Below are 23200 nucleotides of genomic sequence, written 5' to 3'. Positions count from 1 at the left end.
ATCATAATTAAGACCTCCGAGTTACAAAGTTTGTATACTCTATATATTCGACATTGATGGTCCAAAATCCTTTTTGCCTACAAAAAAAACACTCCAATTTATTAGAGTGTTTTACATTTTATGTTTGTCAACAGTCTGAGCATTATCTAAAATAATGCTATGATATTCATAAGAGTTGTTTCGCAATGTGTAATTGCAATACAATATTAAATGGAGGAAGCACATGAGTAAAAAAAAGAGGAAATACATAAGTAAAAAAAAGAAGCAGGAACTGCTGTTTAAGTTTAATGAGGATGATATATTAGAGATACTAACAGAATATTTAGCAGAAAAAAGTGGTTTTGAAACTTTTTCATCTAAAGCGATTTTATTAGGGACTCCAGGTGAAGATTTAAGACTTATTGCTGTAGTTGCTGATTTAGAGCATAATTTAAAAGAATATAATTTAGACGAAATAGATAAATCATGGACTTTAATGGTGACCATTCTGGTGACATATATAAGGAAAGTTGTATGTATTTAGAACACCTTTCTAAAATAAATAATCAGGATATTTAATGCAACCTTTTTTAATCTTAGGATTACAGTTAATTAGTTTTATTTCATTGATGCTTTTCGCAATATTTACAGAATAATTTATTGATTAAAACGTAGATAGTTTAATTATAAGATAAGTCGAACCTGTAAAATATACTGTAATAATTAGTTGATGGTTATAGCCTACTGAAAATAAAGGGTTAATAATTTTATTTATCGTCAATATGGCTGAGTTCCAAAAGAGATTTTAGAGTTTAACATAAACACTTATGAGAAAAATAGCATATAAATAATACTGAGTAAATAGGGAGGAAATTAATCTTGTGGAGTAAAACTAAGAAGAACTTGGAAAGTTTTATATGTAACTCACTAAAAAAAAGAGTAGAGTTTCATTGTTCTAATTATAGGATGCATGAGGGTATTGGTAGAACATATATAACTCTAGATGGTAAAGAAGTATTTAACATGTGCACTTTGAAAAGAGATTATTACAGAACACCAGTAGAAGGTACATATTCACAGGTAGAATTTATAGAAACGGTTCATAAATATTTAAATACACCTATAGAGGATTGTATGAAAACTCATAATCCGTTAGTGAAAATATTAGTGATTTTAGATAGAAGAATAGGCAAAAGAACATTGCTAAATATGATGGATAGCATTGAAAATGAAGAGGATATAGTAAAATATTTTTATAAATTAAGGTGTGATGTTGAAGGAATTGTTATATTGTGGGAAAGAGAGGATAAATGATGTGTTCATACACATGTACTTAAAGTGTTCATCAATTGTATATCTACGAAATATGAACAACTGTAGAAAATCGCTCAATAACAGTAATGAAAGATTAATCTTATACGGATATAATTTTACGCTAAAGAGTATAGAAACTATAATCTATCAGTAAAAAAGATGAGGAGTGGAAATTATGAATATGAAATCATTTCTTAAAAAACTGCCTATTATAATCTTAATAGGCATTGGAATAGGTTTACCAACAGGTCTTATCTCCGCATTTGCTACGGAGGAACAGCTTAAAGTTATAACCCCTATTTTAACTTTAATAATGATTGCTGCTCTCATTATGATTTTTACTTATACAATTTTGAAAGCTAATAAATTTAACAAAGAAGTAACCAGGTTGTTAAAGATATTGAATGAAGACATTGATGTAGAAAATTATATTAAAGAAACTAAGGATGCAATTTCTAAGACAAGAAATAAATTATACAAGCTACATTTTTCTTTAAACCTTGCAATAGGTTATGATGCATTAGGAGAATATCAAGAAGCTATCGATAATATGAGGGCTCTTGATATAAGTGATGCAAGGTGGATATATAAGGCTTTATATTATAATAATTTAACCTTTTTTTATTATGAAGCAGGTAATTCACAAGCAGCAATCCAAACCTATACTGATGGTGAAAAATTTATAAATAAATTTCTCAAAAACCCGATTTACAGTGCGGGACCTTTGCATACAAAAGGAGTTATTGAGTATTCAAAGGGGAATTTTGCATCAAGCGAGGAATTATTGGAAAAATCAAAACTTCAAGTAAACGCAAATAATCATTTAGTGACATCTGCAAACCTTTATATAGCAAAAATTTGCCTTCAAACCAACAGAACTCCGAAAGCAAGGGTACTACTTGATTATAATTTATCGCAAAAGCTATTACCGAATATACTGGCAGAAACTAAAAAAGTAGTAGCAGAAATGAAGAGCACAAATGCACAAATTATGAAAGGTAACTTATAATTTCTAATGCAATACGAGCAATTAATGGAAAAATCAATTAAAAATCAGACAAGTGAAATTATTATAAAAAATTATCTATCCAATTCTTTTATTGGCTCTGCTTTGAATCCCAAAGATGAATTAGGTAAATACCAAATATCATAATTTTTGCCCTCTAATATTGTATCGTATTTATAACCAAATTCAATATCTTTAATACTGCCATATATAGTTATAACAGAAATGTATTGTGAATAATGGTCATATTTCATAGAAGACCTTTTAGATTCTTGAACTTTGCAAGAGATTTGCGTATAATTTTTGTTTATTACGTACGGTAAATCAAGTGACATAACATAAAATTCTTCTATAAGTATTTTGCTTATAAACCCTATTATGATTACGCATATTAATTTTGCAAAAACAGATTTAATACTTGGATTAGCATATTTTATTTTTTGATGTTTAAAGATTTGTTTATCTTTTAATGTTAACTTACTTTTCCCATTTTTCTTAATTGAATTAATAGGATTTGAAATCTTTAAACTATAAATTTTTCTTTGTTTCAAGTCGCTTATTACACTTTTTAGCTCATAAATAATTGATCCTATAGAGATTATACACCCAACTAAGTAAAACAGGTAATTACCCCAGAAAAAGACATAATAATCTAATGCAAACAAAAGAAACATCAGCAATATAGGCATCAATACAATCAAATAAAAAAACCACATATATCCTCCAATTTAAAACCGAAATATTTGTTATTAATATAATATAATTATACATTTATTTTTTAATATTGTCATTTGAATTGTTTAATGACTGTTTCACTGGTGAGGGATTCACTTCGGCGAAAGCATTCAAACTGATAAAGACGACTTTCAGTATGTATTAATTAATTTACATAAAAAGTTAAGAGTTCAAGGTGTTATTTAGAGTGTAAATAAAGAAAATTTTGATAAATTAAATGATTGGACAAGGGTTTTATAAATATGACACATATTTAAGAAGTAATTTATGATACTTCTCTTTTTTTAAGGACTCAAAGTAGTTAACTAGGGCATAATATAGTTAACAAATATTCAAAAGGAGTTGTTGTAGCTATGACTAACCCTGATATTATTAATCAAAACATAAAGCCAAACAGATTAATTAATGAAAAATCTCCATATCTTCTGCAACATGCACACAATCCAGTTGACTGGTTTCCGTGGGGGGAAGAAGCTTTTATAAAAGCTAAAGAGGATAACAAACCTATATTTGTAAGCATAGGCTATTCTACTTGTCATTGGTGTCATGTCATGGAGAAAGAATCTTTTGAAAATGAAGATGTAGCAACTATTTTAAATAAATATTTTGTTTCAATAAAGGTTGATAGAGAAGAACGCCCTGATGTAGATAGTATTTACATGACCGTATGTCAAACTCTAACAGGAAGTGGTGGATGGCCCTTAACTATTTTTATGACCTCAGATAAAAAACCATTTTATGCAGGTACTTATTTCCCGAGAGATAGTAGGCGTGGAATGCCAGGAATAAAAGATATACTAAATTCTATAGCACAGCAGTGGAATGAAAATAAAGAGGATATTATAGCATCTAGTGAAAAAATAGTTGATCATATAAAAAATATTGATACTAAGGTTAATCAAGTAGAATTAGGGGAAGAAATAGGCGAAGAGGAAATACATAATGCATACAATAGTTTCCAAAGTGTATTTGATAAAAATTATGGCGGATTTGGAAGGTCTCCAAAATTTCCGGCACCCCACAACTTACAATTTTTATTGAGATATTGGAAAAATTATAACGAGCCTAAAGCCTTAGAAATAGTAGAAAAAACTTTGGAAGCCATGTATGAGGGTGGAATTTTTGACCACATTGGTTTTGGCTTTTCAAGGTACTCCACAGATGAAAGATGGTTAGTGCCTCATTTTGAAAAGATGTTATATGATAATGCACTACTAGCATTAGTATATATTGAGGCCTTTGAAGCAACAGGTAAAAAATTCTACAAAGATGTAGCTGAAAAGATCTTCACTTATATATTAAGGGATATGACATCATCAGAGGGTGCTTTTTACTCAGCTGAAGATGCAGATAGTGAGGGCATCGAGGGTAAATTTTATTTGTTAACACTAAAGGAAATTGGTTTAGTTTTAGGCGAAAAGTATTATAAAACTTATAGCGAACGATACGATATAACTAATGAAGGTAATTTTGAAGGCAGAAATATTCCAAACCTCATTGGCAAACAAGGTAGTTCTAATATAGATGAAGATTTAGAGAAAAAATTAGAAGTGATGAGAGAAAAGCTGTTTGAATATAGAGAAAAGAGAATTCATCCATATAAGGATGACAAGATATTAACCTCCTGGAACGGACTTATGATCGCAGCCTTAGCTTATGGCGGAAGAATTTTCGATAACAGTAACTACATTAGGCAAGCAGAAAAGGCAGTGGATTTTGTCTTAAGTAACATGGTAAATGAAAACGGAAGATTAATGGCTAGGTACAGAGATGGTGATGTAGCACATTTAGGTTATTTAGACGATTATGCTTTCCTAATTAATGCTTTAATTGAACTATACGAATCAACCTTTAATGTAAAATATTTAGCAAAAGCAATAGGGCTTAATAAAAATATGATTAATCTGTTTAAAGATCAAGAACAGGGTGGACTGTTTTTATATGGAATTGATGGAGAAAAGCTAATCTCTAGGCCGAAAGACATATATGATGGTGCCATGCCTTCAGGTAATTCAGTAGCAACTTTAAATATGTTAAGACTTGCTAGATTAAGTGCTAATAGTGAATTAGAAAATGAGGCTTATAGACAGTTTGAGGTTTTTGCGTCTAAAGTTAAAACTATAGAAAGTGCTCATGCCTATTTTATGACTGCTTTATTATATAGTAAGGTACCAGGAAAAGATATTATTATTGCAGGAGAAGAGCAGAAAAGTGATACTAAAACTATGATTAAAGAAATTAATAACACCTATCTTCCTTTTGCTACAGTAATTCTATATACCGGTGATGATAGGTTGAATTCTATTAATCCAGAGTTAAAAACACATAAACCATTGCAGGGGAAAACTACTGCTTATATTTGTGAAAACTATAATTGCAAAGAGCCTATTACTGATTTGATGAAGTTTACAGAACAAATTAAATGAAATTGACAAACGCCTGCTCGTGAGAGTATAATATAGTGTATTATGAAATAAATGTATGACAATTAAATTCTGTGAAGAGGACAGACTTTCTTATTAATCTTAAAGCGAGCAAGGGTAGAGTGTAAGCCTTGTAAGGTATAAGAAGTTAAATGGGTAATCATTTAACAAAATTAATCTAATTAATTTTAGGAAAAGAACCTTGGAGAAGCTGCCTGAACAAGTTAATAGTAATAACTTTTGACTTTTATAGGGTAAGTCGCTAATTAGCGTTAAAATATTGAGTGGACTTTTTAGTCAACCAGAGTGGTACCGCGGAAATATAACCCGTCTCTTTATTTAGAGACGGGTTTTTGTTATACAACAAAATATATTGATTTAAAAATTAGATGTTACAGGAGGAATTTTTATGGATTATAAAAAAATAGTCGCAGAGAGAATTAAACAATTGGTGGATCTAGACATAGAGACAATAGAGAGTTTAATTGAAATACCACCAAAACCTGAACTAGGAGAATTTGCTTTTCCATGTTTTCAATTAGCAAAAACTATGAAAAAGGCACCTAATATGATAGCTAAAGATTTAAAAGAAAAAATCGAAAATGATGGTTTTGAAAAAATAGAGTGTTTTGGTCCTTACTTAAACTTTTTTCTAGACAAAGGAGTATTTATTAAAAATACTGTAGAAAAGATATTAGAGGAGAACGACCGTTACGGTTCGTCTGAAATGGGTCAAGGTAAGAATATAGTAGTAGAATATTCATCTCCTAATATAGCAAAACCATTTCACGTAGGACATCTATTCACTACAGTTATCGGTAGCTCTTTATATAAGATACTTTCTTTTGAAGGGTACAATTGTATCGGTATTAATCATCTTGGAGACTGGGGCACACAATTTGGTAAGCTTATATATGCTTATAAAAATTGGGTGGATGAAGAAGCTTTAGAAAAAGAGCCTATTAAAGAATTATTAAGAATTTATGTTAAATTCCATGAGGAAGCTGATATTGACCCTACACTTAATGATCAAGCAAAAATGTACTTTAAGAATTTAGAAGATGGTTCTGCCGAAGAAGTTAAGCTTTGGACTAAATTTAGAGATTTAAGTCTGGTTGAGTTTAAAAAGCTTTATGATACATTAAATGTTAAATTTGATTCTTATGCTGGAGAGAGTTTTTATTGCGATAAGATGGACGACGTAATTAAAGATATAGATGCAAAGGGACTATTAGTTGAGAGTAATGGAGCTAAGGTTGTAATGCTTGATGAGTACAATATGCCACCTTGCATAATTAAAAAATCAGATGGAGCTACAATTTATGCAACTCGTGATTTAGCAGCAGCAACTTATAGAAAAAAGACCTACGATTTTTATAAAAACATTTATGTAGTTGGAAAAGATCAATCTCTTCATTTTAATCAGGTATTTACTACATTAAAGCTCATGGGTAATAAGTGGGCAGATGATTGCAAGCATGTAGCATTTGGTACAGTAAGATTTGCAGATAAAAAATTATCTACAAGAAAAGGTGATGTTATTTTCTTGGATGATTTATTAAATCAAGCAGTAGCTAAAACTCTTGAAGTAATAAATGAAAAAAATCCTGATCTGGTAAATAAAGAGGATGTAGCTAAAAAAGTAGGAATAGGAGCTATTATATTCACTTATCTAAAGAATCATCGCGAAAGAGATATAGTATTTAATTGGGAAGAGATGCTTAGCTTTGAAGGAGAAACAGGCCCTTATGTTCAGTATACTTATGCAAGAGCAAAAAGTATATTAAGAAAAGTTGAAGAAAATAGCAATGGTTCTGAAATTACTATAGAACCTGATTACAATAAATTAAATTCTAAAGAAGAATTTGAACTTGTAAAGCAGTTAGAAGGTTTCCAAAAGTCAATTATGTATGCTATTGATAAATTAGAACCATCTATGGTTACGAGGTATGTAATTGAAGTAGCTAAATCCTTTAATAAATTTTATAATCAGCACAATATAGCTAATTTAGAAGATGAATCTAATAAAAAAGCAAAAATCAAAATGGTAGAAGCAACTTGTCAGGTAATTAAAAATGCATTAAGCCTTATAGGTATAGAAGTTGTAGATAGAATGTAAAAATACAATCTATATAAATTTGCGTTATTGCGGGAATTTGCAAAAACGCAAGTTTTAATGTATTATTATATTATAGAAAAATGTAAAACTTGTTTAGAATTACTTGCAATTAAAAAACATTTGTTGTAATGTATGCTTTCTTTTTTTTATAGATTAGGGGGAACTATGTTTATCAAAGAAAATAAAATAAAAGTTATTTTACCCAGTGAGATTTTTAACAAATTTAAGATGGACGCTATTGTATATTTGGATATTGAAGCCACAGGTTTCGATTTGGAATATGATAAAATAGTATTGATATCTTTAGGGTATTACTTAAACAAAGATGAATTTAAAATTATTCAATATTTTGCAGAATCACCAAGTGATGAGGAAAGTCTTTTAAAAGAACTTAAAAAAGAAATGGGTAATTTTAAAAGATGGTGTTCATATAATGGAACGGCGTTTGATGAACCTTTCATAATTAGAAAGATGTATAAATATAATCTTGGGTTTAGAATGCCTAGGGAACACATAGATTTGTTTAGGATTATAAGACCTTTTCATAAAAGAATGGGAATTAAGAGTTGCAGTTTAAAAAGTGTTGAACAGTTTATCGGCATTAAGAGAAAAGATGAGATAAATGGAGCTATATGGGTTGAACTGTATAATGAGTACCTAAGTAAACATGATGAAAAGGTAAAGAAAATTCTTATGCTTCACAATTATGAAGATGTTGTAAATCTACCTGAAATATTCAAGGTTATTAACACAATTGAAATTGACTTGGATATTAAGAGAAAAGAAAAATTAGCTAAAAAACAAATGTCTCTTATGAAAAGTAATAGAAATAGAATCGAGCCATATAAAGTAGTTAACAGTCAACTATTATAAAAAAAGAGTTGCATAGTACATTTTTGTACTATGCAACTCTTTTTATTTAATTTTATTATTCTTTTTATTAGGTGGCTGATTGTCACAACTGTGGTCACAGCCTTTACAGCCATTTCCACAACCACAATCACCACTTGCTCCATTTTTTATACTAGAATAAAAAATATATCCAGCTACAATAACAATTACACTAACAATTAAAAATTCCATGTGCTCTCACCTCATTATATTTTATACTAGAGGCTGCTTTAAACTAGCCTCTCTTTTTATCCTATTATAAAACTACCTATATTAAATATTAGGAAGGAAACTACCCAAGCTAATATTAATTGATAGGATACAGAGAAAAGTGCCATTTTAGTTCCATATTCCTTTTTCATAGTTGCGATTACTGATACACAAGGAGTATATAATAACACGAAAACTAAGAAAGTATAAGCGGATAGTGGTGTAAAATAACTTGCTAAGGCATGCGTTAAGTTTCCACCATATATAACACCCATAGTACCTATAACTACTTCTTTAGCCATAAGACCAGTTAAAAGTGCTACTGAATTTTGCCAAGTAGCAAATCCAAGTGGGATAAATATTGGGTTTATAAACCTTCCAATGCTAGCCAAAAAACTAACGTCGATTTTAACCATACCTGTAGTGTTGAAATTTGATAAAAACCATACTATTACGGAAATTGAAAAGATTATAGTACCGGCTTTCTTTAAAAAACCTTTACCCTTATCCCAAGTATGTTTTAATAAAGCACTTAGTTCTGGCAATTTATATTCTGGTAATTCTATAATAAAAGGTTCTTCATCTTTTTTGAATATAGTATGTTTAAATAAAAGACCAATTCCAAAGGCTATACAAATGCCCATTAAGTACAATGAAAATACTACGAGGGTTTGTTTTCCTGGGAAAAATACTGATGAAAACAATGCATAAACTGGGAGTCTAGCATTACAAGACATAAGTGGAACTAAAAGTGCGGTTAATTTCCTGTCTTTTTCACTCTCTAAAGTTCTAGCGGACATTATTGCTGGCACAGAGCATCCGAAGCCAACAATTAAGGGAATAAAAGCTTTACCTGATAAACCCATTTTTCTCATTAACTTATCCATTATAAAAGCAGATCTTGCCATGTAGCCACTGTCTTCTAAAAACGAAATACCTAAGAATAAAGCCAAGATAACTGGTAAAAAAACAATTACTGAACCTACGCCTCCAACTATACCTTTAATTAATAGAGAAGAAAACCAAGTACTGTTATTAGATAATAAATTAGTTAAAAATGGAACTAAAACATCATTAAGTAACTTATCAAGAAGATCAGCTAAAGGTTGTCCTACCCAATTGAAGGTAAACATAAAAATTATAAATAAACTTCCTAAAAATAAAGGATATGCAAGTATTCTATTAAGTACAATTTTATCTATTTTTTCTGTAATAGAATCTTTATTATCAGTCTTTTTATTGGTACATGATTCCAGTAAGACTTCTATGTATGCATAAGTTTCTTTTTCATCCTTAAATTTTAGACTATTTGATGAAGTGGTAATATAATCTGTTTTAAGTAGGCAATTGCGAACATCAGTAATACCTGTACCTTTGGATGCTACTATAGGTATTATTTTTACACCTAGCTTTTGTTCTAAAAGATCATAATTAATGTCTATTCCTTTAGATATTGCAACGTCTACCATATTTAAAACTAAAATTATTGGCTTGTTAAATTGTTTTAATTGAGTTGTAAGGTATAAATTTCTGTCGAGACTTGAAGCATCAACAATATTTATAATTACATCCACGTTACCATTTTCTAGAAATTCCTTTGAAACTTTTTCTTCATTAGAATATGTATCCATGGCATAAATGCCTGGCAAGTCAACAATTTTGATTTTCTTATCTATAAAACCTTCTTTTTTTTCTACCGTTACTCCAGCCCAATTACCTACATATTGGTTAGACCCTGTAAGTGCATTAAATAGAGTTGTTTTACCAACATTAGGATTACCTAATAAAGCAGCAGTAATCATTCAAAACCTCCTCATTATGTCTAAAAAATAAATTATGATTTCTTTATATATATATTTTTAGCATCATTTTTTCTAATGGCCAAATTGAAACCACGTAAACTTATAATTATGGGATCCCCTAGAGGTGCAGTTGCTACTAATTTAACTTCAGTACCTTCAATAAAACCTAATGCTAATAATCTTTTAGCGAACTTATCATCCCCGCAAACAGAGTGGATGAGTGCTTTATCACCTGGCTTTAAATCATAGATGCTTATAATAATCACTCCTTAATGAAAACTCTTCTCAATACAATATTAACATGGTTAACTATTAGTGTCAATATAAAGCAAAAATAAAAATTTTTTAAATTTCATAAAATACTTTTATAAAATAGTCGAAATGTGATAACATATAAGTTGAGCAGAGGTTTAAATTGGATATGTGCGTATTTATTGTTTTGCTTTTAAGAAAATTTAAAAAAGTCAGTAGACTTAAAAAGAGTTTGAAGACTTAGTAGGAAAGAGTGATATTGTGATTACAAGATTTAGTAAAGTTAAGGTGGGAGAAATTTCTACGGAAGGCTCACTTATTATAGATGGAAATAAACAACTATTTAAAGATGCTTTGTTTTTTGATTTGGAACATTACATTTATAAAAAGCCTATATGTATTGGAGTTTTTGGGTGCTGCTTTTATGATGAAATCTCAAACGAGATAAAGGTAACTCAATATATGGCAGAAAATAAAAAAGATGCTATAGAGATATTATCTTTAGCTAAAAAATATTTTGAAGAAATGAAAATAAAGTACAATAAAAAATACATTGTTACGTTTTCAGGGAACAATGATTTTACAGTTATAAACTATTTATTAAAAGCTTATAATATTGACTTTATATTAGAAGATTATTTTGGAGAAATAGATTTACAAAAATGTTATGAAAAAGCTGAGGGAACTTGTATCGGGCTTAAAGCTTTAGAAAAGATATTTGAGATAGATCGAGAGAGTGAAGTAATAAGTGGATCTAATTTAGCTAAGACATTTAGTAAAATAGTAAAAGATGATGATTATATTAATAGAATGCCTCACGAGAAAAAAGAAAAAATATTATTATATAATCAACAGGATGTTGTCAGCTTATTCTATATATATGTAGATTGGTATAATCGAGTAGGATTAAAAATGGAAGAAGATGAGCACATTAATAACTATGACGAAGCACAGCAATAGCTGTGTTTTTTACTTTATGAGAAATCTTAATTTCAACGTATTGTTTTAGATTTTTGCAAGTTGATTCTAAAAAAAATAATAATTAACTTAACAATAAGGAATACCATGACTATTTCCGTAATAATTTAATATAAAGTATTCAAAAAAAAGGAGGGAAGTATATGGAGCGTCTTAAGAAAAATATTGATGCAGCTATGGGTAGGGTTAAAGCAGACTTGGTGCTGAAGAATGCAAGTTTTATTAATGTGTTTACGCAAAGTATTGATAGAGGAGACATTGCAATAGTTGCAGACACTATTATAGGGATTGGCAAATACACAGGAGATGTGGAGATTGATTGCTCTGACTTATATGTGACTCCAGGTTTTATTGATGCACATGTACACATAGAATCCTCTATGATTATGCCAGGGCAGTTTGCAAAAGTAGTAATTAAAAAAGGTATAACTACAATAATAGCAGACCCACATGAAATAGCTAATGTACAAGGAATAAACGGTATTAATTTTATGATGAAAAATAGTCGTGATACACCTATAGATATTTATTTCATGTTACCATCTTGCGTTCCAGCAACAAAATTTGAGGATAGTGGATATGTTCTTAATGCTGATGATTTGGAAAGATTAATTAATAATAATGGAGTGCTTGGACTAGGTGAAGTAATGGATGTTCCGGCTGTTGTAAATAAGGACGAAAATATGTTAAAGAAATTAGTTATAGCAAAAAACAAACATATTGACGGTCATTGTCCTAAAATATCACCTAGTGAGCTAAATGCATACTTAAGCTGTGGTGTAATAACAGATCATGAAAGCACTAATGCAAAGGAAGCCTTGCTAAAAGTCAGCAGGGGGATGTACGTTATGCTAAGAGAAGGATCTGCTGCAAGAAATCTAAGAGCGTTACTTCCCGCAGTTAACAATAATAATTATGGAAGATTTTTATTTTGTAGCGATGATAGACATATTGATGACTTGCTAGAGAATGGATCTATAGATAACTGTATCAGAATTTCTATAAAACAGGGAATTAATCCTATAAAGGCGTTTACTATGGCCTCCTTTAATGCAGCTAAGTGTTATGGTTTATTGGATAGAGGTGCTATTGCTCCAGGGTATAAAGCAGATTTAGTTATATTTGAAAACTTAAAGGGTGTAAATATAATAAAAGTTATTAAAAATGGTAAAGAGTATAAAGAATTACCGGATAAAAATCATGTTGACCTCAATGTAAAATCTTCTATGCATATGGATTTTATAAAGAGTGAAGTTTTTAAAGTTGAAAGTAAAGCTAAAGCTATAAATGTAATAAAATTAATTCCAAATTCACTAGAAACTAAATTGGTGCAAAGAAAAATACAAAATGAACTTGGTTATATAAAAAGAATAATGGAAAAAGATATATTAAAAATAGCAGTATTTGAAAGGCATCATAAGACAGGTAAACATTTTGTTGGTTTTATAGAAGGGTTAGGCTTAAAGAATTGCTCCATAGCACAAACTATAGCACATGATTCTCATAATATTATAGTAGTTGGAGATAATGATAAGGACATGGAGGTAGCTGTTAATACTCTTGTTTCTATTGGTGGAGGTATAGCTATGGTGTCAGAGGGAAAGGTTATTGCACAGCTTAGCTTGCCAATCGGCGGAATAATGACCTTTGAATCACCATATATGGTAGCAGAGCATTTACAAAGGCTCAGTAGAATTGCCAGAAATTTTGGAGTGCGAGATGAATATGATCCTTTTATAAGCTTGTCTTTTATGGCACTTCCGGTAATTCCTGCAGTTAAAATTACAACTCGGGGATTGTTTGATTATAATAAATTTGATTTTATAAAGTTGGATGTCGAATAATAAGTAGATATTCTAAACTTAGGAGATTTGTATATGTCATTCAAGCTTATAAGGTATGATTCTAATACTAAAATAGTTGATAAAAAATATAGATTTGATGTAGTTTATAAAAGCAGGCGATAGACTGCTAAATTTAATTGACTTATTTGAAGCCTTTTGTACTTGTTTTGATTTATCATTAACATTGTATTAGAGTTTTTCTTTTGAGTCTTTATTTTTGCCTAACAGTCATTTTATTTTACAACTAACCATTTTATATAGGAAGTAAATTACAATTTTACGAATAATTGAATTGAGTTTCCTTAAAAAATGATATATAATATTTTACATAACGAATAACCCATTAATGGTGGATATTGTAATTAAATTTTGCAAATAAATTTTAAATATATATGGAGAGTTATAATTATTTTAGGTTTGAATACATATTATTAAGTATAAGGAGAAAAATATGTTTGGACTTACGTATAGGCTAAGTAAAAAAGGATTTACCCTAATAGAACTTATGATAGTTATTGCTATAATTGGTTTGCTGTCTGTAGTGTTAATACCTAAAGCACTCCCACTTAAAAATCAAGCTAAAAATAATGCTGTACAAGCTAATGTATATATAGTGAGATCATTTTTGGAGAATAGAGCTGGAGGTGATAAAATTAAGATTAATTCCTCAATAGGAACTAATACTGACACGACATCTATTGCAAATGCACTAAAGACAATTCAAGGTGATATTGGTGTAAAAATGAATACAACTTTTTCTGGAAGCAGTGTTATGAAAAACCCCTTTAATAATAATATTGTAATTAATAGTACTAATCCAAACATTCAAAGTAACAGCCCAGGAAACTCTTCTGTGGTTATTGGGTATGAAACTACTAGTATTCCTTTAAATATCTCAGGTATTACTAGTACAATAACAACCCCTGGGGTGACGGCTATTATTGTTTATCAAACGGGTTATGTGGTTTATGGAGTAGACAACTTTGGAGAAATGATACAACCAACTTTGGTGAATATGCCTGATAAGAATGTGTATGAACCTGTTATTGACAATCCATCACCACCTATTCAATCAGTTCTCCCAAATGTAACTGCCATAGTTGATTATTTAAATGGGAAAGTAATAGAAGATATAGTTGTAGCAAGGGGAGTTTCAACGGCTATGTCCTACTATCGATATCCTCTTATGAAAATTGATTTAGGCACAGTGGGATCAGCAAATCAAATAATTAATCCTTATGGTACTACTTTTACTTCTAATAGTTATTATACAGCTATTGGTAATTCAATATTGGTAGAAAAGACTTACAATACTTATAATAGTTTAGATTACTCAAATTATAAAGGCTTTGTTGTTGTGGATCTTTTAGCATCAGGAAATGGATATTCAGTGTATGGTATTGATTCAAACGGCAAACAGGTACCAATCCCTGCCATAGAAGTAACAGGACAAACAGCTACAACTGGAGATAGCTCAAGTATGTCGAAGAATTTAGAGATTTTAAAGAGTAATTTAAAAAATAGAGTAATAAAAGATGTTTCAACAATTAATGCTAATGATAGAAAACCCCACACTAATGGAGCGGATGATTTGGTAAATGATTTATATGCTGGTGGAGATGGGTTACTTAGTCTTCAGGCTACACTTTCACCTAATATTATTTATAACGCAGATAATTCGCAGTGGTCACAAATTACATCTCCACAAACAACTTCTTTAATTACACCAGGTTATTCTATTATTTTATCTTCTGATATAAATAAAAACATAAATAATTTTTTTAATTATAGAGGTGCAATAGTAGTATATATTAATTATAAAACTACTGGGGGGAGTGGTAAGGATGAAATTTCTGGATATACGATTTATGGTATAAAATCCGATGGAACTCCAACAGAACCTTACGTGGTGGAATGACAACAGTTTCAATATATAATATGAAAAATAATGTAAATTTTTTCTGAGAATTTCGTTGTAGTTTATTGTTAAAACATGTATAATAATTTTAGTAAAAATAAAATATTTAGGGGGATTAACGAAATGAAAAAACATAACAAAAAAGGTTTTACACTTATCGAACTTATGATTGTTTTAGCTATTATAGCTATTTTAGCAGTTGTACTAGTTCCTAAGGCTGGTCAAATGAAAGACAATGCAAGAAATGCTGGTGTTACAACAAATGTTAATGCTGTTAGAGGAACACTTGAAGCAAAAGTGGTGGATACAAATTATTTAGGGCAGGCTGATGCAACTCGAAGTTTATTAACTAATACTTTTCTTAATACTGGTGCTAATGCTTTAGTAAATCCGTTTGATGCTACAGCTAAAAGTATATATGGTGGTATTACTTATGCTGCAAATTCAGCTGTAGGTGGAGATTCAATACTAGTTTGGGATAATCATGGTCAATCGGTAACACAGTTCGCAGCAAATGATAAGGCCGCTTATAAACCTGACATTGCAAACAAGGGGTTAGTTTGTGTTTACGTTTATTCGGATGGATATGTAGTTTTCGGAGTTGATAGCACAAACACTATAGTAAATCAAGCTATAATAAAATAGTATTTTAAAATAAATCAATAAGGAAAATGGATGTCTCGGCATCCATTTTTTAGCATAAGGAGATTTTTTCATGGCTAAGATAAAAAAGAGATTAGGTGAATTATTAGTAGATTCTGGAGTTATTTCAGAAGAAGCTCTAGAAAAAGCTCTTAAGTTGCAAAGAAATTTGGGTAAAAAGTTAGGAGAAGTTCTTGTATCAGAAGGCTTTATTACTAATGAACTTATAGTTGAAGCAGTTAAAAGTCAACTTGGTATTCAATCTATTGATCTTAGTACATTAAACATTAGACCTGAAATCATAGACACTATTCCAGAAAGTATTGCAAGAAAGTATGAAGTGCTTCCCATTGATGTTGTTAATGGTCAACTTCTAGTAGTTATGTCAGATCCTTTAAACTATTATGCCATTGAAGAGATTAAGATGGCTTCAGGTTATGTTGTTAAAACTGCTATTGCTCTTAGAGATTCAATGCTTAGTAATATAGAAAAATATTATGGGCAAAGTAAAGCAAGAGAAGCTGCAGAAGATTACGGTAGAGTATATGGATTTAAACCGAAAAACATAGAATTGGTTGAGGAAGATGAAAATGCCGCACCAGTTATCAAGTTTTTAAACACAATAATTGAAAATGCCATTTTGAATGGTACGTCAGATATACATATTGAGCCTGAGGAACAGGAGATGAGGGTTAGATATAGAATTGATGGAGTATTGAGAGAAATGATGAGAATAAATGTAGGAATGATTGACCCCGTTGTAAGTAGAATTAAAATTTTGGCTAATTTAAATATATCTGAAAAAAGAATTCCTCAAGATGGAAGAATAAGCCATACATCTAAAAGTAAAAATATAGATTTAAGAATTTCTATTGTCCCAACTATGTGGGGAGAAAAAATTGTAATGAGGATTCTTGATAAGAGCAACTTTTCTTTAAACCTAGAAACATTAGGGCTTGATGACTTGGATATGAGTAGACTCAATAGAATTACCTCAAAACCTCATGGAATAATTCTTGTATGTGGACCTACAGGTAGTGGGAAGACAACAACTCTTTATTCAGTTTTAAATGTGTTAAATGATGAATCGAAAAACATTATCACCATAGAAGATCCGGTGGAGTATAACTTTAAGGGCATTAATCAAATGCAAGTAAATAATAAGATAGGCTTTGATTTTGCAAATGGACTAAGAAGTATTTTAAGGCAAGATCCAGATATTATAATGGTTGGAGAAATTAGAGATGGGGAGACCGCAGGAATTTCAGTTAGGTCAGCTTTAACAGGTCATCTAGTTTTGTCTACTATTCACACGAATAATGCTGTTGGAACGATTACTAGAATGGAAGATATGGGTATAGAGCCATTCTTAATTTCCTCAACGGTTACGGGGATAATGGCTCAAAGGTTAGTAAGAAAAATATGCCCTAATTGTAGTCAGCAGCATATTAGTGATGAAAAAGAAATTAAACTTCTTGGGCTAGAAGCTCCGATTTCCCTTAATAAAGGTAAAGGGTGTAGTCTGTGCAATAATTCAGGATATAAAGGTAGAATTGGTATTTATGAGATAATGGAAATTAGTCCTGAAATAAGGAATTTAATTGACAAAAGGGCACCGGAAAGTGAAATTGAAAATATTGCAACAAAACAAGGTATGACAATTTTAAGACAAGCTTGCATTAGTAAAGTCAAACAGGGAATTACAACTGTTGAAGAAATGATGAGAGTTACGTATGAATTTTAACGGATTGGGGCGCTAATATGAAAAAATTCACATATAAAGCCTTTGATAAGGAGTTCGAAGTAATAAAGGGAACAGTGGAAGAGGATGAACTTTCAAATGCAAAAGAAAAGCTTAGAGGAGAAGGTTTAAATGTTATATCCATTAGTGAGAGTAAAAGCATATCTGATCTAAGTATTTTTAAAAAAAAACTTAAGGATGCTGAACTTTCTGGGTTTTGTGGTCAACTGGCTATAATCCTTGATGCAGGTGTAAATATTCTTAAAGGCCTCGAGGTAATGGAAGCTCAAATGAAAGATAAAAATATGAGGAAAATTATTGGAAATATTCATACCAGCGTTAAAAGGGGAAATATGCTTGGAAAGGCAATGGAAGCCACTGGGGCATTTCCAGAGTTACTACATGACATGGTAACTTCAGGAGAACTCAGCGGGAACATGGACAGTATGCTTTTTAATATGGAAACTTATTATGAAAGAGAAGCTAATATTAAAAATAAAGTAAAAGCTGCTTCGGTATATCCTATTATGCTTTTAGGTTCAGCAGTGGGAATGATTGTATTCTTTAATTTTTTTATCTTTCCTGAAATTAAGGATCTATTTGCAGATGCAGCATCATTGCCCTTTATAACAAAGGTTTTGATAGGGTCATTAGGTTATTTGAATTCACACCCTATACAAATTTTAATTTCAATAGTGGCTTTTGTTTTGTTCTTTAGATACTTATTTTCGCTCAAAACCATGAGATATTGGCAAGATGGCATAACTTTAAAAATGCCTGCAATTGGACCAGTAAAAAGAGATATTATAATAGCTAGATTTTCACGTAGTATGGCCTTGTTTTTAAAGTCTGCTGTTCCGATTTTGAGTATTATCGATAGTTTAAAACTTATTGTGGATAACTTTTATATTGCAGAAAAGTTAGAGAAGGTTCGCGATGATATGGTTAATGGGAGTACTATTGCAGATGCTTTTGAAGCGCAGGGAGTTTTCGAACCAATGGTTATTCAGATGATGAAGGTAGGAGAAGAAACAGGGAAATTAGATGATAGTCTTTACAAACTTGCAGAAATATATGACAAAAAAGCTGAAATAGGAATTACAAAATTAATGGCAATGATAGAACCTGCATTTACTCTTGTGGTGGGGGTATTTGTAGCTGTAATTATTTTAGCTATGGCAATGCCTATTATGAATATGACAAGTACCTTAAAATAGAGGGGTAAGTATGAAGAAAAAAGGATTTACTTATATAGAGATTATGATAGCTATATCTATATTTACAATTTTAATAGTAATGATTATGAAGTTAAATATTACTTCTGAAGGTAATCTTAATAAGCAGACAAGTAGTCAAAAAATGATGTTTGTGGCGCAGCAGCAAATTGAAAAATATAAGTCCACATTATCTAATATAGGTTCTTATGAAAATGGATTTACACAAGATAGTAGCGGGTATTATATTGTAGTTAGAGGTGATAATTCTGTTACTGATAATACCAATGTATATTTAGTGACTGTTTGGGTTAGAAAAAGCTCAACGGATAATTCAAATGAAATAAAACTTCAAAGCCATGTTTTGAAGGATTAGGTGATAATATGAAAAAAAAAGGATTTACGTTAATTGAATTGATGATTACGCTTGCGCTATTTAGTTTATTTGCAGGATTTTTATATAATGCTTACTTTACTCAAATTAAAGAGAATAACTCTTTTAATACAAGAATTGACTTAAAGTATAATGGGGATAAAGCTATGAGGTTAATTACAGAAGAGTTAAGGAGTAATATTAACTTTTATTACACTTATGAAAGTGGTAGTAATATAAACATCACTCAAATTAAGTCAAATGACTTAATTACCAATAAGATACTAATCGATCTTACCGGTGATACAAGCACCTCAGACCTGCAGTTGACCTCTAATAAAACTCTTATTAATAATTCAAATTTAAACCATGTGGTTTTATGTGAAGGAATAACTTCTATAAACATGAAATTTGGGACTGCAGATGAAAAAGACTTGATTATTATTACAATTGAGCTACAATCAAAGAATGATAGATATACTGTTACATCAGCAGTAAATATTAATAAATAGGGTGAAGAGTATGAAAAAAAAAGGTGCTGCACTTTTAGTAGTAATTATAATTATGATGTTGACTTTTTTATTAGCTGCCATAATATTTGAAACAAGTATTAAACACCTTAGAGTTTCAAGTGATACATTGGAGAGTACAAAGGCATACTACTGCGCAGAAACAGGTGTATATGATGCCATAAACTATATTGAACTCATGGCAAAAACTGGATCATTTAATGATTCTTATGTTGGTCGTAATATTCCTATATCTAATTTATATTCTAAGGGGGAGAACCCTGAAAACTCTATTGTATATCTTTTTGGAGATTCAAGCGCAATCTATACGGCTTCAATAAAATTGACTAAAATAGAAAACTTAGAACCTAATGATGAACAAAACGACGAGTATAATGATGTACAAAATGATAAAACATATTATTGTGAAATTAATTCAGAAGGAACTTATAATGGCCAAAAATATTTAATTAATGATACTGTTACAATATTTTATAACGATAACAATGATGATAATAATAAAAACGGTAGTTGGACGTATAAATTTACCGGAAAATTAAGCACAAAAGATTAGAAAGGAGTAAAATAACTATGAGCAATTTAATTTTTAATGTTCATGAGAATTACATAGAAATAGCTCAAGTTACTAAAACTTTTAACGTAATTAAAATTAAAAAAGTCATAGATTTTACTTCTGGAACTGACAATGAGGATAACAGTATTAAGCTTAAAAGACTTTTAAGAAAGAATAAAATCACTTCAAAAAAAGTTAATGTAATTTTATCTATTGATAGTATTGTAACCAGGCAAATAAAGGTTCCTGCTATGAAAAAAAAGGATTTAGAAAACTTTATTAATAATAATATTGGTGATTATTTTACAGTGAACACTGATGATTTTTATTTTGACTATGAGATAGAAGAAATTTTAAAAGAAGAAGAAAAGAAAATATTTAGTGTGCTTCTTGTAGCAGTACCAAAGGAAAAACTTTATAATATTAAAATTTTATTGAAATTAAGTAAGCTAATTATTATTGCAGTAAAAATTTATCCCAAATGTTTAATTAATTATTACAAAAAAAATAAAAAACAAAGTATTGCGGTATTGGATGTTGGTAATGATTTGAGTAGTATTACATTAACAAATAAAGGGAAAATATTTATATATTCCACTTTATTACTTGATATGAGCGATACTGATAGTTGTAGTGAATTAACGGACAACCTTACTTATTTTCTTAATTTCTATTCTACAAGGAATTTTGGTAGCAAAGTTGATAAGATTTATGTAGTAGGAGAAAAAAATGAAGATGTTGAACTTATAAAAACTTTAGGTGAAAATGTAGATATTGATATTATTTATGAAAATAATAATTATGTAGAAATCTTAGGGTGCTGTATAAAAGTTAAAGCTATAAACAATAAATCAATTGATTTTAACGAGGCGCTAAATGATGAGTCTGAGGGAAAAGAAGAAGGACAAAATGAAGGATTTATTCTTGTAATCATATGTATGTTATTAATAGCAGGTATAGGTATGGGATCTTATTACTACACTGAAATATACTTAAATAGTAAAAATAATTTAGAATCTTCTAATTTATTATCAGAGGTTAATAAGTATAGCGGTGTAGAAGAGAAGTTAAAAGATCTGAATGTTGAGAAACAAGATTATCAGAAAAAAGTTGATATTATTAACAAGATTAAAAATGATGAATTTAATTATGTTTCAATAATTGATGGTATTCGTGATGGTTTACCTCAGAACATTACAGTTAAAACCCTAGATATTCAAAAAGAAAAAATTAGCGTAACATTAAATATTGCAAATAGTACTTTAGATGTAGCAAGGGCTGTAATTGCAATAAATAATACTAAATTATTTAAAACAGTTGATATTAGTGAGGTTAAATTAGATGATACTGTAAAATCAATTTCTTTGGATCTGCTACTGAAAGATCCTAGTTAAGGATGGTATACTAAATGAATAAGACAAAAAAACAAATTATTTTTTTAATATTAATTATTACAGTAGGAATATGTTATTCAATCAACACATACATAATAACACCTGAAAAACTCGTAATAAAGCAAAAAGCAAAAGAAATTCAAGATTACACTCAGAAACTTAAATTATTAAAAAGCAAAAGTGATGAGGTAGTTAAGTTAACTATGGAGAATAAAAAGTTAAAAGAAGTCGCTGATTCAATAGGCGATGTTACAGTTAAAGATATTGATACACCACAACTAATTTACGATTTTTATAACTCTTGCATAGACTATGGAATTAAGGGCGAAGATTTAGTTTTTCAATTAGTAGATAGTGCGGCAAAGGGTGCGGAGCCAACAAGTGGAACAACTAGTAGTACTACTGAAAATAACACTACTGTGAATACTCAGACTAATATCACAACAAATAAAGCTAACGATATTAATAAAACTAAAGTAGTCTCTGATTTATTAATACTCACAATTGAGTTAAAGGTTAGTGGTGACAAAAACAATGTGGAAAAGTATATTAGAAACTTAAATGGTCTAACAACAAGAAAAATAAATGTTAAAAGTATTAAGATAGAGGCTACAGATGGAGCAGTAGTTGGAAATAATATAGCTACTACTGGAAATGTAACAAATTCAGTGACTCAACCAGGTACTACAGTATTACCTGGAGTTATAACATCGACTCCTTCAGTAACGAATCAATTAACAGCTGATATAATTTTTAATCAATATCTTTATACTAAAGATAAAGATATACTTCGTCCAAGTAGTTATAGTTTTTACAATGGGAATAAAGGGTTTACAGATTTTTCTAGTATGTTTAAATAAGGCTGAAACCAAGGTATATTTGATTATAATTAATTGAAGTTTATAAAATCCAGTGGAATAAATGAGGAAAATAAAAACCTTACGATAATAGTTAATATTATTGTAAGGCTTTTTTAGCTTATTTTCTAAATAAATATATAATATATACAAAGTATCAATGCAAATAATTAGAATGAAGTTGAATTATTAATATTGTAATGGAATGTTGCAATACTAATTTAATTTATATAAATTTTAGTAAACATTCTAGTATGAGTACATATAATGTTATAGAGTAAATGGTAAGCGATGGAACAAACACCGCCATGTAAATTAACTTCCTAATTGATATACTTTAATAAAGTAATCGATGGGAGGTTTTATTTTGAGATCCACAACTAAAGACCAGCTTCTCTGGGAGCAAAGAATTTATGAAAGAACTA

21 protein-coding genes are annotated in these 23200 nt (G+C 29.8%); 17 read left to right on the top strand and 4 right to left on the bottom strand.

Annotated features, from left to right (window positions below; all coding sequences use genetic code 11):
- Positions 1 to 223 precede the first annotated feature (223 nt).
- The 3 genes from VIM70_RS18830 to VIM70_RS18820 all read left to right on the top strand — a co-directional run bounded on the left by VIM70_RS18830 (position 224) and on the right by VIM70_RS18820 (position 2302).
- Positions 224 to 523, top strand: a complete 300-nt coding sequence (locus VIM70_RS18830; protein ID WP_331947319.1) for a hypothetical protein — start codon at positions 224 to 226, stop codon at positions 521 to 523.
- Positions 524 to 858: 335 nt separating this feature from the next.
- Positions 859 to 1293 (top strand): SF0329 family protein, encoded by a 435-nt coding sequence (locus VIM70_RS18825; protein WP_331947318.1) that lies wholly within the window; start codon positions 859 to 861, stop codon positions 1291 to 1293.
- 175 nt (positions 1294 to 1468) lie between these two features.
- Positions 1469 to 2302: a hypothetical protein gene (locus VIM70_RS18820; protein ID WP_331947317.1), complete on the top strand. Its 834-nt coding sequence runs from the start codon at positions 1469 to 1471 to the stop codon at positions 2300 to 2302.
- A gap of 71 nt (positions 2303 to 2373) precedes the next feature.
- Here the strand turns inward: VIM70_RS18820 and VIM70_RS18815 are convergent, their stop codons facing one another.
- Complete coding sequence (locus tag VIM70_RS18815; RefSeq protein ID WP_331947316.1) at positions 2374 to 3015, bottom strand: hypothetical protein; 642 nt, start codon at positions 3013 to 3015, stop codon at positions 2374 to 2376.
- 372 nt (positions 3016 to 3387) lie between these two features.
- Here VIM70_RS18815 and VIM70_RS18810 point away from each other — a divergent pair, with 372 nt between their 5' ends.
- The 3 genes from VIM70_RS18810 to VIM70_RS18800 all read left to right on the top strand — a co-directional run bounded on the left by VIM70_RS18810 (position 3388) and on the right by VIM70_RS18800 (position 8449).
- Positions 3388 to 5460 carry a thioredoxin domain-containing protein gene (locus tag VIM70_RS18810; RefSeq protein WP_331947315.1) on the top strand — a complete coding sequence of 691 codons (2073 nt, stop codon included), beginning with the start codon at positions 3388 to 3390 and terminating at the stop codon, positions 5458 to 5460.
- 406 nt (positions 5461 to 5866) lie between these two features.
- Positions 5867 to 7576, top strand: coding sequence for an arginine--tRNA ligase (gene argS / locus VIM70_RS18805; RefSeq protein ID WP_331947314.1), 1710 nt, complete (start codon positions 5867 to 5869; stop codon positions 7574 to 7576).
- 165 nt (positions 7577 to 7741) lie between these two features.
- A complete protein-coding gene (locus tag VIM70_RS18800; RefSeq protein ID WP_331947313.1) occupies positions 7742 to 8449 on the top strand; it encodes a ribonuclease H-like domain-containing protein in 708 nt (235 codons plus the stop codon).
- A gap of 42 nt (positions 8450 to 8491) precedes the next feature.
- Here VIM70_RS18800 and VIM70_RS18795 read toward each other — a convergent pair whose 3' ends face one another.
- Genes VIM70_RS18795 through VIM70_RS18785 form a run of 3 tightly spaced genes read right to left on the bottom strand, consistent with a single transcriptional unit; the run spans position 8492 to position 10736 of the window.
- A complete protein-coding gene (locus VIM70_RS18795) occupies positions 8492 to 8659 on the bottom strand; it encodes a FeoB-associated Cys-rich membrane protein (RefSeq protein ID WP_331947312.1) in 168 nt (55 codons plus the stop codon).
- Between the two features lie 56 nt (positions 8660 to 8715).
- A complete protein-coding gene (gene feoB, locus VIM70_RS18790; RefSeq protein ID WP_331947311.1) occupies positions 8716 to 10479 on the bottom strand; it encodes a ferrous iron transport protein B in 1764 nt (587 codons plus the stop codon).
- Between the two features lie 32 nt (positions 10480 to 10511).
- Positions 10512 to 10736 carry a FeoA family protein gene (locus tag VIM70_RS18785; protein ID WP_331947320.1) on the bottom strand — a complete coding sequence of 75 codons (225 nt, stop codon included), beginning with the start codon at positions 10734 to 10736 and terminating at the stop codon, positions 10512 to 10514.
- 256 nt (positions 10737 to 10992) lie between these two features.
- Here VIM70_RS18785 and VIM70_RS18780 point away from each other — a divergent pair, with 256 nt between their 5' ends.
- The 11 genes from VIM70_RS18780 to VIM70_RS18730 all read left to right on the top strand — a co-directional run bounded on the left by VIM70_RS18780 (position 10993) and on the right by VIM70_RS18730 (position 22778).
- On the top strand, positions 10993 to 11691 hold the full coding sequence (locus VIM70_RS18780; RefSeq protein WP_331947310.1) for a ribonuclease H-like domain-containing protein: 699 nt from the start codon (positions 10993 to 10995) through the stop codon (positions 11689 to 11691).
- A 161-nt stretch (positions 11692 to 11852) separates the two neighbouring features.
- Positions 11853 to 13553 (top strand): adenine deaminase, encoded by a 1701-nt coding sequence (gene ade, locus VIM70_RS18775; protein WP_331947309.1) that lies wholly within the window; start codon positions 11853 to 11855, stop codon positions 13551 to 13553.
- Positions 13554 to 14004: 451 nt separating this feature from the next.
- Positions 14005 to 15471 (top strand): type II secretion system protein, encoded by a 1467-nt coding sequence (locus VIM70_RS18770; protein ID WP_331947308.1) that lies wholly within the window; start codon positions 14005 to 14007, stop codon positions 15469 to 15471.
- Positions 15472 to 15594: 123 nt separating this feature from the next.
- Complete coding sequence (locus tag VIM70_RS18765; protein ID WP_331947307.1) at positions 15595 to 16116, top strand: type II secretion system protein; 522 nt, start codon at positions 15595 to 15597, stop codon at positions 16114 to 16116.
- A gap of 70 nt (positions 16117 to 16186) precedes the next feature.
- Positions 16187 to 17857: a GspE/PulE family protein gene (locus tag VIM70_RS18760; protein ID WP_331947306.1), complete on the top strand. Its 1671-nt coding sequence runs from the start codon at positions 16187 to 16189 to the stop codon at positions 17855 to 17857.
- Positions 17858 to 17874: 17 nt separating this feature from the next.
- The gene (locus VIM70_RS18755; protein ID WP_331947305.1) at positions 17875 to 19071 is read left to right on the top strand and encodes a type II secretion system F family protein; all 1197 of its coding nucleotides are present in this window, start codon (positions 17875 to 17877) and stop codon (positions 19069 to 19071) included.
- Between the two features lie 10 nt (positions 19072 to 19081).
- Entirely contained in the window at positions 19082 to 19444 is a 363-nt protein-coding gene (locus tag VIM70_RS18750; protein ID WP_331947304.1) for a type II secretion system protein, read from the top strand.
- 8 nt (positions 19445 to 19452) lie between these two features.
- Positions 19453 to 19953, top strand: coding sequence for a prepilin-type N-terminal cleavage/methylation domain-containing protein (locus VIM70_RS18745; RefSeq protein ID WP_331947303.1), 501 nt, complete (start codon positions 19453 to 19455; stop codon positions 19951 to 19953).
- A 10-nt stretch (positions 19954 to 19963) separates the two neighbouring features.
- On the top strand, positions 19964 to 20524 hold the full coding sequence (locus VIM70_RS18740; protein ID WP_331947302.1) for a pilus assembly PilX N-terminal domain-containing protein: 561 nt from the start codon (positions 19964 to 19966) through the stop codon (positions 20522 to 20524).
- Positions 20525 to 20541: 17 nt separating this feature from the next.
- Positions 20542 to 21918: a type IV pilus biogenesis protein PilM gene (pilM, locus tag VIM70_RS18735; protein ID WP_331947301.1), complete on the top strand. Its 1377-nt coding sequence runs from the start codon at positions 20542 to 20544 to the stop codon at positions 21916 to 21918.
- 14 nt (positions 21919 to 21932) lie between these two features.
- Positions 21933 to 22778 (top strand): hypothetical protein, encoded by an 846-nt coding sequence (locus VIM70_RS18730; RefSeq protein WP_331947300.1) that lies wholly within the window; start codon positions 21933 to 21935, stop codon positions 22776 to 22778.
- Positions 22779 to 23200 lie beyond the last annotated feature (422 nt).

The sequence above is a fragment of the Clostridium sp. genome, from assembly GCF_036569345.1.
Taxonomy (GTDB): domain Bacteria; phylum Bacillota; class Clostridia; order Clostridiales; family Clostridiaceae; genus Clostridium_AD.
The sequence above is the reverse complement of the archived record's forward strand: the minus strand, read 5'-3'. Positions and strand labels throughout refer to the sequence as shown.